This window comes from Anaerococcus sp. NML200537, assembly GCF_026131715.1.
Classification (GTDB): Bacteria; Bacillota; Clostridia; order Tissierellales; family Peptoniphilaceae; genus Anaerococcus; species Anaerococcus kampingae.
This window is the reverse complement of the sequence record NZ_JAMXSL010000001.1, coordinates 49,757-63,143: the sequence shown is the minus strand read 5'-3', so window position 1 is coordinate 63,143 and position 13,387 is coordinate 49,757. Positions and strand designations below refer to the sequence as shown.

General features: G+C 35.4%; 16 protein-coding genes. 13 read left to right on the top strand and 3 right to left on the bottom strand.

The window, feature by feature from the left end; translation table 11 throughout:
• Positions 1-37 precede the first annotated feature (37 nt).
• The 9 genes from NH288_RS00305 to rpsI all read left to right on the top strand — a co-directional run bounded on the left by NH288_RS00305 (position 38) and on the right by rpsI (position 9,006).
• On the top strand, positions 38-1,150 hold the full coding sequence (locus NH288_RS00305) for an ABC transporter ATP-binding protein (protein ID WP_265212198.1): 1,113 nt from the start codon (positions 38-40) through the stop codon (positions 1,148-1,150).
• Positions 1,143-1,940: an ABC transporter permease gene (locus NH288_RS00300; protein WP_265212196.1), complete on the top strand. Its 798-nt coding sequence runs from the start codon at positions 1,143-1,145 to the stop codon at positions 1,938-1,940. Before NH288_RS00305 ends, NH288_RS00300 begins: the two co-directional genes overlap by 8 nt.
• On the top strand, positions 1,930-2,730 hold the full coding sequence (locus NH288_RS00295; RefSeq protein WP_265212195.1) for an ABC transporter permease: 801 nt from the start codon (positions 1,930-1,932) through the stop codon (positions 2,728-2,730). The genes NH288_RS00300 and NH288_RS00295 overlap by 11 nt, the downstream gene beginning before the upstream one ends.
• Positions 2,723-3,802, top strand: a complete 1,080-nt coding sequence (locus NH288_RS00290) for an ABC transporter substrate-binding protein (protein ID WP_265212194.1) — start codon at positions 2,723-2,725, stop codon at positions 3,800-3,802. The genes NH288_RS00295 and NH288_RS00290 overlap by 8 nt, the downstream gene beginning before the upstream one ends.
• A gap of 77 nt (positions 3,803-3,879) precedes the next feature.
• On the top strand, positions 3,880-5,073 hold the full coding sequence (locus NH288_RS00285; protein ID WP_265212192.1) for a M20 metallopeptidase family protein: 1,194 nt from the start codon (positions 3,880-3,882) through the stop codon (positions 5,071-5,073).
• Positions 5,074-5,154: 81 nt separating this feature from the next.
• Positions 5,155-6,528 (top strand): Trk system potassium transporter TrkA, encoded by a 1,374-nt coding sequence (trkA, locus tag NH288_RS00280; RefSeq protein WP_106460838.1) that lies wholly within the window; start codon positions 5,155-5,157, stop codon positions 6,526-6,528.
• Positions 6,525-7,985, top strand: coding sequence for a TrkH family potassium uptake protein (locus tag NH288_RS00275; RefSeq protein ID WP_265212190.1), 1,461 nt, complete (start codon positions 6,525-6,527; stop codon positions 7,983-7,985). The genes trkA and NH288_RS00275 overlap by 4 nt, the downstream gene beginning before the upstream one ends.
• 177 nt (positions 7,986-8,162) lie before the next feature.
• Positions 8,163-8,603 carry a 50S ribosomal protein L13 gene (rplM, locus tag NH288_RS00270; RefSeq protein WP_106460836.1) on the top strand — a complete coding sequence of 147 codons (441 nt, stop codon included), beginning with the start codon at positions 8,163-8,165 and terminating at the stop codon, positions 8,601-8,603.
• A 10-nt stretch (positions 8,604-8,613) separates the two neighbouring features.
• Entirely contained in the window at positions 8,614-9,006 is a 393-nt protein-coding gene (gene rpsI, locus NH288_RS00265) for a 30S ribosomal protein S9 (protein ID WP_106460835.1), read from the top strand.
• Between the two features lie 256 nt (positions 9,007-9,262).
• Here the strand turns inward: rpsI and NH288_RS00260 are convergent, their stop codons facing one another.
• From NH288_RS00260 to NH288_RS11360, 3 genes are all read right to left on the bottom strand, one after another.
• Complete coding sequence (locus tag NH288_RS00260; protein ID WP_265212184.1) at positions 9,263-9,445, bottom strand: hypothetical protein; 183 nt, start codon at positions 9,443-9,445, stop codon at positions 9,263-9,265.
• A 155-nt stretch (positions 9,446-9,600) separates the two neighbouring features.
• Positions 9,601-10,596 carry an Abi family protein gene (locus NH288_RS00255; RefSeq protein WP_265212182.1) on the bottom strand — a complete coding sequence of 332 codons (996 nt, stop codon included), beginning with the start codon at positions 10,594-10,596 and terminating at the stop codon, positions 9,601-9,603.
• Between the two features lie 245 nt (positions 10,597-10,841).
• Complete coding sequence (locus NH288_RS11360) at positions 10,842-11,081, bottom strand: Abi family protein (RefSeq protein ID WP_414731741.1); 240 nt, start codon at positions 11,079-11,081, stop codon at positions 10,842-10,844.
• 508 nt (positions 11,082-11,589) lie between these two features.
• Between NH288_RS11360 and NH288_RS00250 the strand changes: the two genes are divergently transcribed.
• The 4 genes from NH288_RS00250 (at position 11,590) to NH288_RS00235 (ending at position 13,386) form a co-directional block, all read left to right on the top strand.
• Entirely contained in the window at positions 11,590-12,219 is a 630-nt protein-coding gene (locus NH288_RS00250) for an epoxyqueuosine reductase QueH (RefSeq protein WP_265212180.1), read from the top strand.
• A gap of 40 nt (positions 12,220-12,259) precedes the next feature.
• A complete protein-coding gene (locus tag NH288_RS00245) occupies positions 12,260-12,565 on the top strand; it encodes a hypothetical protein (RefSeq protein ID WP_106460833.1) in 306 nt (101 codons plus the stop codon).
• A complete protein-coding gene (locus NH288_RS00240) occupies positions 12,558-13,037 on the top strand; it encodes a ferritin (RefSeq protein WP_265212178.1) in 480 nt (159 codons plus the stop codon). Before NH288_RS00245 ends, NH288_RS00240 begins: the two co-directional genes overlap by 8 nt.
• 118 nt (positions 13,038-13,155) lie before the next feature.
• Entirely contained in the window at positions 13,156-13,386 is a 231-nt protein-coding gene (locus NH288_RS00235) for a hypothetical protein (protein ID WP_265212177.1), read from the top strand.
• Position 13,387 lies beyond the last annotated feature (1 nt).

Here is a 13,387-nt window from a genome sequence, read left to right as displayed (position 1 = left end):
TGGTATACTTTTTATAAAGGAAATTGTGAGGTGAATGATGGAAAATAATTTTGATAAGTACTCTGTCGTTTTGGATGGGGTCAGTAAGTTTTATAATGATGAAGAGATTTTAAAGTCTGTCGATCTTGAGCTTGAAAAGGGTAAATTTTATACCCTGCTTGGCCCATCTGGTTGCGGCAAGACTACTATTTTAAATTTGATAGCTGGCTTTATTGAGCCTAATTCGGGCAAGGTTTATATCAATGGACAGGATGTGGGCGATGTGCCTGCAAGCAAGAGGACTGTTAATACAGTTTTTCAAAATTATTCACTCTTTCCTCATATGAATGTTTTTGACAATGTGGCCTTTGGCCTTGAGATTAAAAAGACTGATAAGAATGTTATAAGAGAAGAGGTAAAAAAGGCACTTGAGATGGTTGAGCTTGCTGGTTTTGAAAAGCGTGAGGTAAGCCAGATGTCTGGTGGTCAAAAGCAGAGGGTGGCTATTGCCCGTGCCCTTGTCAATAAGCCTGATGTGCTTTTATTAGATGAGCCCTTATCGGCCCTTGATATGAAGCTTAGAAAATCTATGCAGGTCCTTCTTCGTGATATCCAGTGGGAGCTGGGTATTACCTTTGTTTTTGTAACCCACGACCAGGAAGAGGCCCTAGCTATGAGCGATTGGATTTTTGTCATGGATAAGGGCAAAATTGTCCAACAAGGCCCTCCTACAGACATATATGATGAGCCAATCAACCGCTATGTTGCACAATTTATCGGAGAATCAAACATACTTAAGGCTAAGATGATTGATGATTATAAGGTAGAATTTGCTGGCAAGGTTTTTGATTGTTCTGATGCCGGTATTCCTAAAGGAGAGGCTGTTGAAGTAGTTATTAGACCTGAAGATATTAGGGTGGTTGATATCAATGAAGCTGATATAAGGGTAAACATTGACAATATCCTCTTTAGGGGTGTTTTCAACGAGCTTATCTGCTTTGATAAGGATGAGTTTAGGTGGAAAATCCACTCAACCAAGGTCTTTGAAGAGGGCGATGATATCGGAATAGCGATTGATCCGGAAAATATCCATGTTATGCGTTATAACGAGAGCGAGGATGACTTTGACAAGAGGATGGAAGAATTTTCGATTGGAGATGTAGATGGCTAAAAAATACCAAAAGCTAAGCTTTATCTACTATTTGTGGATTTTGATTTTTATCATTGCGCCAATCCTATTGCTTTTTTACCAATCATTTTTTGATATATATGGCAATTTCACTTTTGATAACTATATAGCTTATTTTTCTAATAAAAATTATATAATAATGACCCTAAATTCCTTTTTGACGGCCTTTTTGATAACAGCCTTCACACTTTTGTGGGCCTATCCTTTTTCATATTTTTTATCAAAGGCCAAGCATAAGGATTTGATCCTGCTTTTGGTAATCCTACCAACCTGGATTAACCTAGTCTTAAAGGCCTATGCCTTTATAGGTCTTTTTAATAAAAATGGGGCTATAGCAGGATTTTTGGGGCTTGCAAGCGAGGGTATTTTATTTACAAATCCTGCCTTTATCTTGGTTGCTTCCTATGTAGAGCTTCCTTTTATGATTCTTCCTATCTTTAGGTCAATTGACTCTATTCCAAAGGAATATGTCATTGCAAGCGAAGATTTGGGGGCCAGCAAGCTTCAAACTTTTAGGAGGATAATCTTACCCCTATCAATGGATGGGGTCTTATCAGGTGTCCAAGCAGTTTTTATCCCATCTTTATCCCTATTTTTGATAACAAGGATAATTGGAGGAAATAAGATTATAACCCTAGGTACGGCTGTCGAACAACACTACCTAGTTACACAAAACTGGGGGATGGGCTCTACCATTGGCCTGGTCTTGATTGTAATGATGTTTTTAGTAATTAGCTTTCTAAACAAGAAGGGGGGAGATTATGAAAAATAAGAAGTTTTCTTTGGCAAATATTTATTTGATATTTATTTTCATAATAATGTATCTGCCCCTAGCCTATTTGATTTTTTATTCCTTCAATAGTGGGGGAAATATGAATAGCTTTGAGGGTTTTACAATGGAGCATTACCTGGCGGTTTTTGAGGATAAGAGACTTATAAATATTGTCCTAAACACCATAATCCTTGCCCTTTTATCATCTGTTATTGCAACTGTTATTGGGACCTTGGGAGCCATTTCTATTTATTATATGAGAAGCAAGAAGCTTAAGCAGAGGGTTTTGGGCCTTAATTCAGTACTCATGGTTTTTCCTGATGTAATGATGGGGGCAAGTTTCCTAATCCTATTTAGCTTTCTTTTAAAAATCCCTATGGGTTTTTATTCGGTGCTTCTATCCCACATTGCCTTTTCTATACCAATCGTAGTCCTTATGGTTTTGCCAAGGCTATATAACCTAAATTCCGACATGATGAGGGCTGCAGAAGACTTGGGGGCAAATGATATGATTATCTTAAATAAGATAATTCTACCAAATATAGCAAGTGGTGTATTTGCAGGGTTTTTTATGGCCCTTACCTATTCGCTGGATGACTTTGCAGTGACATTTTTCGTGACTGGGTCTGGCTTTACGACTCTTTCTGTAGAGATTTATTCTAGGGTAAGGACTGGTATTTCGCTTGAGATTAATGCTCTATCAGCCCTTATCTTTGTCATATCACTTTTAATGGTCATCGGCTACTATGTAATACAAAGTAGAGAAAGAAAGGCGGGTGCTTATGAATAAGGTATATAGATTTATATTGGCAGTCCTTGCCATGTGCCTGGCCTTATTTATCGGACAAAAAAGGCTAAATGCCAATAGCCACGGTTCAGATTCTAAAAATATATATTTTTACAACTGGGGTGATTATGTAGATCCACAAGTCCTAAGGGATTTTGAAGAAGAAACAGGCTATCGCATAATCTATGAAACTTTTGACTCAAATGAGGCTATGATGGCGAAAATTGAACAGGGCAAGACTTCTTACGACCTGGCCTTTCCATCAGAATATACAGTTGAGATGATGAAGGCCAAGGGTCTTTTAAAAAAACTTGACCATAGCAAAATTAAGGGTCTTGATAATATCGATGAGAGATTTCTAAATTTAGACTATGACCCAAATAATGAGTATTCAATTCCATATTTTTGGGGATCTTTTGGCATAGTTTATAATAATAAAAAATATAAGGCAGAGGATGTCGACTCTTGGGCCAAGCTATTTGACCCTAAGTTTGAAGGAGAAATCCTATCCTTTGATGGAGCTAGGGAGACTCTTGGAATTGGCCTTTGGAAAGATGGACTTTCAGCCAATACCACTGATGAAACAGTCTTAAGAAAAACCAAGAATGAACTAGTAGATTTTATGGCTAATGTTAAGGCTATCCTTGCTGATGAGATAAGGATGTACTTGGCCCTAGAAGAGGCTGATATAGGCATTACTTTCTCTGGAGAGGCTGAAATTGCCCAAGAGGCAAACCCAAACCTATCTTATATAATCCCAAAAGAAGGCTCTAACATATGGTTTGATACTATTGTTATACCAAAGACAAGCAAAAATACTGAAGGTGCCTATGCCTTGATTTCCTATCTTTTAAGGCCGGATGTTGCGGCAAGAAATGCTGAATATGTTTCTTATGCTACACCAAATAAAAAAGCCCTAGACTTACTTGATCCTGAATTAAGGGCAAATACAACTCTATATCCAAGCGATGAAGATATAGAAAAGCTTGAAATTTTTAAGGATCTAGGTAAGGAGATGACCATTCTTTATAATGACCTATATTTAGACTTAAAAATAGCTCCACAAGCAGATTAGAAACTCCCCTCGCGGGAGTTTTGCTATTTATAAGTGGCTTTTGGGTATAATGTTAGAGAAATAAGAAAGGATTTGAAATGACAAATATAATTAGAGATGAAATCTTAACTAATGAAGAAAAGATGATAGAAGACAGAAGATATATGCACGCCCATCCTGAATTATCAATGAAGGAAACAGAAACAACTAAGTTTATAAGAAAAGAACTTGAGGCCCTTGGCTTTGACCCAGTGGCAATCGAGCCTACAGGCCTTATGGTAGAGATAAATCCAGAAAGCACTGGTAAAACTGTCCTCTTAAGGGCTGATATAGATGCTCTTCCTATTGCAGAAACCAATGACTTTGAATATAAGAGTCAAAACCCAGGTGTAAGCCATGCCTGTGGTCATGATATCCACGCAGCCATGCTTTTAAATGCTCTAAAGGTACTGGTTAAGATGAAAGATGAGCTTAAGGGCAGGGTAAGGATAATTTTCCAACCAGGAGAAGAAACTGGAGAAGGCGGTAGGGCTGTGGTAAGCCAGGGCTTTACAAAAGATGTAGACTCTGCCTTTGCAATCCACATCCATACAGGATGGGATTTGGGCAAGGCAGCAACAGGCTATGGAGAAGTTATGGCCAATAACACCTTCTTTAAGGTCGAATTTAAGGGCAAATCTGCCCACTCATCAACCCCTTACCAAGGAAATGACGCCATGATGATGCTTGCAAATTTCATAAATGCAGCCTATGGAATCTCTGCAAGAAAGATAGATAATGTCTTTGACCCAGTCGTCCTAAACCTAGGAGTAGTTGAAGGTGGATCTGCAGCAAATGCAGTTCCTGCTGACATAAGAGTCGAGGGATCTTTTAGGTCATTTTCTAACAAGGCAGTAGACTTTATGGTAAAAGAATTGGAAAAGGCAGCAAGGCTTTCAGCAGAGCTTTATGATGGAAGTGCAGTCTTTGACTACAATATGGGTGCAGGAGCAGTCATAAATGAAGAAAAATCCACAGACCTTTCTGTAGAGATTGCAAAAGATATCTTTGGCGAAGACAATGTTTCAACCGACCTAAAATTATCAGGTAGCGAAGACTTTGGTTTTTACCTATCAGGCTATAAGGATGTACCAGGAGTTGCTGGAACTTATATGTTTATAGGGGGAAGGGACCCAGAAAATCCAAAAACCCACCCACAAAACCACGCCCAAGATTTCAATCCGGATGAAAGGGCCATGAAATATGGGGCAGAGCTTCTAGCAAGATATGCCTATGAATATCTAAATAAATAATAGATTTTATATATTAGAAATGTTAAAATAATAAGTATAATACAAGAATGTGATTTATTTTGCGATTTCTAAGGAGAAATGATGAAGATTGTAATATTAGGAGCCGGCAAAGTCGGCTCTTTTGTAACCAGTGACCTTTCAAGCGAAGGCCATGATATAGTAGTAATAGATAATGACAAGGCTGTCCTGGATGACCTTTTGGCAACAAATGATGTTATGGGTCTTTTAGGAGATGGTAGGGATGTTGATATCTTAATTGAGGCAGGCGTTAAGGATTGTGACCTCTTTATAGCCATAACCCTATCTGATGATGTAAACTTAATTGCTTCAACCCTTGCCAAAAAGCTTGGCGCCAAAAACATAATAATAAGGCTAAGAGAAACCCAATATGTTAAGCATAAAAAGATGATTGCCCAAATGACAGATGCCAAATCAATCATAAATCCCGAATACATAGCAGCCAAGGATATACAAAGAACCCTTAAATATTCCCACGCCCTAAACGTTGAAGGCTTCTTTAAAGACAGGGCCTTAATGATGGAGCTAGTTATCGATGAGGGGTCAGACCTTGATGGGAGAAAAATATCAGACCTTATCTCCTATTCAGAAAATTACCACACCCTGATAGGAATAATAAATTCAGATGGGGATGTAAGAATACCCCACGGTGATGACATCTTAAAGGCCAATGATAAGATTTATGTAATTGGCGAGAAGCAGGCTGTAGATAGCTTTTATAGGCACGAACAAAAGGGAGCCTACGATATAAAAAATGTAATGGTCATAGGTGCTGGAAATGTTTCAAAATATCTAGTTGGCCTTTTGCTACAAAGAGGTTTTAAGGTAAGTGTAGTTGAAATTGATAGGAAAAAGGCTGAAGAGATTAGCCAGATGCACTCAGGTGCTGTAGTAATAAATGCCGACGGGTCTTCTCCAGAGCTCCTTGAAGAGCTAAGGATAAATGACTACGATGCCCTCATTGCTCTAACAGGAATAGATGAGGAAAATATATTGATTTCACTCCTAGCCCAAAGATATGGTCTTGATAAGGTAATTGCCAAGGTCAATAGGACCAAGCTTTTAAAGATGACAGGAATCCTTGATATAGACACTACCTTTGCTCCAAAGATGGCTGCAAGTGATGTTATAAATAGGTTTGTAAGAAGTAAGGGTAATGCCAGGGGCCAATCAATTTCTTCTCTTTATAGGCTAGAAGATGAAAAAGTTGAAGTTATAGAATTTAAGGCTATTGAGCATTCCAAAATCCTTGATGTAAGTCTTAAGGATTTAAAAATCAGAGATGACAGCCTAGTTCTTGCTATAGAGCATAGGGAAAGGGATGGCGAAATAGAAGTGCCTAATGGTTCTTCTAAGATTAGCCTGGGAGATTCAGTCCTTGTGGCAACAACCAGCCATGACTTTAAGGTCTTAGATGATATATTGGAGGAGAAATGAATCTTAAGATAATAAACCACCTCCTAGGCAGGCTCCTCCAAGTCTTGGCCTTTTTGATGGCCGTTCCCTTGCTAGTAGCCTTTATTTACAACGAGAGCCTAAGAGATAAGCTTAATTTCATAATACCGATTATATTTTCCTTAATAACAGGATCTATCCTTGTAAAATTAGGAGATGACAAGGGACATATCTACACAAGAGAGGCCATGTTTATAACAGCCTTTTGTTGGATAATATTTTCGGTAATAGGGTCTATTCCCCTTTACCTCACGCCTACAAATTATCACTCTATAGTAGATGCCATCTTTGAAATGGCAAGTGGTTTTACAACCTGCGGGGCATCTGTAGCCCTAGATGTAGAAAGACTTCCCCATTCTATAATATTTTGGCGAAGCCTATCCCACCTTATAGGTGGTATGGGAATACTTGTCTTTACTCTTGCGATTTTACCAAAGACAAATACCGAGTCAGCATCACTTTTAAGGCAAGAAATGCCAGGTCCATCCTTTGGTAAGATTACACCTAAGCTAAGCCAAACAGCCAGGGTCCTCTATATAATTTATTTGGCCATGACTGGTGTTACGGTAATATTTTTGCTCTTTGGAGGGATGAACTTATTTGATTCTTTAATCTATGCCATGGGAGCTGCAGGAACTGGTGGATTTGGCAATAAGGGCCTATCAATAGGCTACTATGATTCAAGATATATAGAAATTGTTCTAACCATTGCTATGATTTTGTTTGGGGTGAATTTCAACTTATATTATTTCGCTTTGATAAGGTCAGCAAGAGATAGTTTTAAATCAGAAGAACTCTACTGGTATTTGGGAATAATTGCAGTGGCTACAGGACTTATATTTATAAATATAAAAGACCTTTACGGTGACCCAGTTTATTCTGGCGTCCAATCCATCTTTACCGTATCGTCGATAATAACAACGACAGGTTATGTGTCGGTAGACTATGGGTCCTGGCCATTTTTCTCAAGAAACTTGATAGTCTTATTAATGCTAATAGGAGCATCTGCAGGATCAACTGCTGGTGGCTTTAAGGTATCAAGACTTGTAATCCTTGTAAAATCATCCATCAACCAAGTAAGAAAGGTAATCAACCCTAGGAGGATCATAGTGAATAAGATGGATAGCAAGAAAATTGATGAGGACCTAGAGGAATCTATAAATAAGTATTTGGTAATCTATATACTTTTATTTGTCCTTTTTATGTTTATAATAAGTATAGAAATAGAAGATTTTGAAGCAGCCTTTGCTGCGGTAGCTACAACCTTTAACAACGTAGGCCCAGGTCTTAGGGACTTTGGACCAATCACATCTTTTGCGGCAATGAGCGATTTATCAAAGATAACCCTAACCATTGCCATGCTATTTGGAAGGCTTGAGATTTATCCAATGCTAATAATATTTTCACCTTTTACCTATAAAAATATCAGAAACAAGTAAAAGATGTTGACAAAATAGCAGTAAAAGAGTATTATATATCAGTCGACTCAGACCTCTTTGAAGTTCGAGTAAGTCGCTTATCCTGGAAGCGATGGACAAATGCCAGGACGAGTACAGCCGCTAGCTATTTGGGCGGTGTCTAAATGCAAGTAGCCGAAAAATACACAGGAGGAATGAATGAAATATCAAAAGACATGGACTGCAAGCCCATCAAACATCGAAAGAAAATGGTATGTTGTTGATGCTGAAGGCATGGTGCTAGGTAGATTAGCTAGCCAAGTTGCAGCAATACTAAGAGGAAAGAACAAACCAACCTTTACTCCACACTTTGATACTGGAGATTACGTAATCGTAATAAACGCAGACAAGGTAGTTCTTACAGGAAACAAAGAAGATCAAAAAGAATACAAGAGATATTCAGGATATTCATCAGGTCTTAAAATTACAAAATTCAAAGATATGAAGAATACTTACCCAGAAAGAATTGTAGAACACGCAATCGTAGGCATGCTTCCACACAACAAACTTGGTCGTGCAATGGCTAAGAAACTAAGAGTATATGCAGGAAGCGAACATGGTCACGAAGCACAATTCCCAGAAACTTTGGATCTAAAGTAAGGAGTAAAATATGGCAGAAAATATAATTCAATCAACAGGTAGAAGAAAAACCTCTGTTGCAAGAGTAACAATGGTACCAGGTTCTGGTAACATCCTAGTAAACGGCAGAGACTTAGACGAATATTTCAACTTTGAATCTCTAAGAATTATAGCAAGATCTCCACTTGCATTAACAGAAAATCTTACAAGCTATGATATAAGAGTTAATGTAAATGGTGGTGGATACAATGGTCAAGCAGGAGCTATAAGACATGCTATAGCAAGAGCACTTCTTGAAGCAAATCCTGACTATAGAATAGCCCTAAAAAGAGCAGGCTTCTTAACACGTGATTCACGTAAGAAAGAAAGAAAGAAAGCTGGTCTTAAAAAGGCAAGAAAATCTTCACAATTCTCAAAGAGATAATTACACGAGATACAACAAACTGCAGGAATGTGCTATTCTTGCAGTTTTTCTTTATATTAAGGTTTTATGAAAACTAGTAAAAATTGACTCATTAGTAACACACTAGTAACAAAGAAAATTGGAAAATCGTGAAATCTTCCGGAAGATGTATTTTTTTATTAAGACATATCTTCCGGAAGATTTTTATTTGTATTAAAAAAGAGATTACTTATCTCTTAAGTAGCTGATAATGTAATCCCTAGTTTGTTTTTTATTTTTAAGTGTTTATGTGGCTATCTTTGAAGTAGATGTCATAGCCTGTGGTGTTTGTTCCTTTTATTCTGTCGATTTGATTTCTATATTTGACTGCTATTTCCATAGAGTCAAAAAAGCTTGTCTGGTCTTTTTTTAATAGATCTAATACATAAGCGCTTATAGAAAGTTTTTTACTTGCTGTCATGGTTTTCATCTTTTACCAGATAGTTTATAGATTGATCCGTAGCCATTTGGTAATCTCATCTGTACATCCTTTCTCGGATATAATAAACTTGTTCAGGGTTTTATATCACATCCAGCTTGTAAATTTACCTCTCAGTCTTTGAGGGGTGTTTTTATTTAAAATATATTTTCTAATTTTTCTTTAAATTTAGTTTTTGGGACACCAATTTGACTTAGTATAAACTCTTTATCTTCAGGATATATTGATAGATGTTTATCAATATAGTAAGTTATACCAACTCTCAAATTAACATATGGAGTAAGATCGTCTATACCTCTCAGAAGGTATAGTAAAGTATAAAGATCGTTTTGTCCCAGTTTTTCTTTTTTAAATTTAGTTTTTGAAACATTCATTAAATCATGAATTGACTTAATATATGGAGTATTTCTATAGTTTGCCTTGTAATTGTATATCCTACCATTATGAGATGCTCTATTTCTAAACAAATGTGTAAGATTTAAAAGTGCTGTAAAGTAGTTATATATAACATTTGGATAATCATGGGTCTCAATTAATGGGGATAAGTTTAGAACTGTCTGAATTACTTTTGTTTTTATGTCTTTTCTTTGTAGTGAATAAAATATTTTGACATTCCCTAAGCTTGTACCTTTAAGTAATATCCAGGCTGGTATATGGCCATGTTCTTCCCTATAATGTTTATATGGTTCCAGTTCTTCATTTAATATCTTATTAAATTTTAATTGGAGGTAATATAGCTGAGAATTTCCAGAATAATCAATTTTACCTGTTTTAAAATTGTGGTTTGCTAAATAATTTTTTTCTAAATGTCCATATTTTTCGGATAAGTGATAGGCTAAGGCAGTTTTTATTATTTGTTCAAATACCATAGTTGCATTTCTAACAGATTCTTGAATACCTTTATCCATTTGATATAAAGAGAATATATGTTCAAAAGTAGAGTTTTCTCTATAAATATCATCTGTCGCTGTCGATTTTTCTTGATCTATTAGCGGTGTTTTATAACCGTTTATTATTTCGTAATAACCGTATCTAATAAGATTTTGTTTAGCTGCTTCTTCATTTTCAAATAGAAGTTTCCTGTCTTTTAATATTTTTATTTGTTCATCTATTGTTTTAAATTCTTTAGTCATAATTTCCTTTAAAATAAAAAAAAGAGAACTTCCTTTCGAAAGTCCTCTTTTGGGTTCTCACACGAACCGTTCCTTTAGTATGTTTATATTATATAGGAACGAGGACTTTTTGTCAATATGATTAATCCATTATATATTTGATTGTATCTTTACTTACTGCCAAGAGATTTGCGTACTGGTCTATCGTGTAGTTGTAGGCGGTGCCTATTTCTAGGTCTAGTAGTCTGTAGGCAAAGTAGTTGGCTTCATTTTCTGTTTGTTGGATGATTCATCCAACGGTAGGGCTGCTTATAGATGCTCTTTATTTCTTCTAATAATTTTTTTGATTTACTATTATTTGACCTGATATAATTATCCTTATTTAGATATTCTTCCTCGAATACACCGAATTTTTTTGAGATTACATAAGATAGAGTTGTTTTAAACGAAGTTTCGACAAGTACACTATATTGAAATAATGTGTTTTGAAGGGTCCTATCGAACATAGCAAATAAGTTTAAGTATGATAATTAGATGCCATCTATAAAATTATCGTTAACCATAAATAGATCTTTATATCCATTTATTAAGTCATAATATGAAAAAGTAAGAAAATATCTTTGGCTTTTTCTTCGTTTTCTATAATTAGATTTCTGCCTCTTAGTATGTCGAGTAGTTCATCAAAATCTTTAAATGGTTTGTTAGGTAATATATTATTAATTTTTATCCTTTAAAAACAAAATTCCCTATCACTATAATGTGATAGGGAGCTTGCAGTCCGCTTTCGCGCGACCATTGTATCTTTGTGTTTACATTATAGTTAACTAGTTTTAAATTGTCAAATTTTATAAAAGTATACTTTAATTATATATTTTAATTTAATTATAAACCATTCACTGATAAATTTAAAGCATAACTTATCTTAAATCTTTATAAAAGCCTTTTTATTTGCCCAAATTTTAGTAAAATTAAATAGTAAGTATAAAAATATTACTTATAAATAGAGGTGAAAAAATGAATAAGATAAACTATGACAGGGTCATGGAGGATATAATTAAAAAAATTGATGAAGAAGGAAGAAGGCCTAGGCTTTTGCTTCAGGTTTGTTGTGGGCCTTGTTCTACCCAAGTTATTGAAAGGCTTAGGGATCATTTTGATATGGATCTTTATTTTTATAATCCAATGATCTATCCAAGGGCTGAGCTTGATAAGAGGGCGGAGAATTTGGAGAAGGTGGCTGAGAAATCTCACTTTGATGGCCGAGTAATTATTCCTGCTAATGACATGGAGGATTTTAAGTTTGTGGCAGAAAAGAGAAAGGATGATAGGGAGTTTGGGGATGCTTGCTATGATTGCTATGAGCTTAGACTTGATAAGACTGCTCGCTATGCAAAAGATATGGGCTATGAGTATTTTACAACTAGCCTTTCTATTTCTCCTTATAAGAATGCCCAGTGGCTTAATGAGATTGGGGCAAGGCTTGAAGAAGCTCTTGGCATTAAATATCTCTATGCTGATTTTAAGAAGAAGGATGGCTATAAGAAGTCTATAGAGCTTTCAAAAGAATATGATATTTATAGGCAAGAATATTGTGGTTGTATATTTTCTAAAAGGGAAGCAGAAGAAAAATTAAATTCTTGTTAAGTTTTTACTATTTAGGGTAAATATAAGATAGGAGAAAACTATGGATGACTTATTATTAATCAAAAAAATAAATCCAAATACTGATACAGATACGATTTATCCATATAGTTTCCAACTTGATGAGTTATTTACCAGGAAGGATGCGATGGATATTTTAAGTGCGCTTAAAAATAAAGGAATTTTACCAAGCGATGAATTTATGGTTAAAGATAAGACCTTCACAGTTGAAATTTACTCCAAAGACACAACAAAAGTAATAAAGGAGATTTTAGATAAGGATTTTAAGATATATGGGGTATATATATCTTATGAAGATTATCTAGAGAAAGGAAGAATAAATGAGTAAAGCATTAGAATTATTACATGAACAAATGAACTTTGAGTATGAGTCAGCATATGTATATAAGGCAATGGCTGCATATACAGATAGACTTGAAATGGATGGATTTACACATTGGTTTGATCACCAAGTAGCTGAAGAAATCGAACACGGTGAAAAAATGAAACACTTCCTACAAGAAGTAGGTTATGATGTAAGATACAAAGCTATACCAGAACCACAATATGATTATGAAAGCTTACTTGACGTATTTAAAGCAGCTTTAGCTCACGAACAAGAAGTTACAAGAAGAATTCATGAAATAGCTGAAGTAAGTAAAGAAGAAGATTTAAGAGTATTTTCATTCATCCAAGCCTTCATCGATGAACAAGTTGAAGAAGAAGATTCTGTTTCTAAGATTGTTACAAAACTTGAAAGAGCAAAAGACAATTGGGGAGCTCTATACATCCTTGATGGTCAAATGTTTGCTAGAGGTTAATAGTAATTATAAGCAGGGCGAGATTAGCTTGTCCTGTTTTTTATTTAAGAAATTTTAAATTTAAGAATCTTGAAATTAAAATTAAGATTGTGTATAATATCTTCAAAAGGAGAAATGTATGTTAAGCGCAACTTTAATAATTTTAAGTATAATATTAACTCTTGCATTTTGTATAATAGGATTATTCCTAGGCCTACCTATTTTATTGATAGGTCTTGTTATTGGAATATTTATTTTAATAATAAAGATCTTTGCAGAAGTCTTGTCATTGATTTTGCCTATCCTGCTTATAGGAGGATTGCTATACTTGTATAGAGTGTATAGGGAAAAAAGATCAATTTACGAATAAG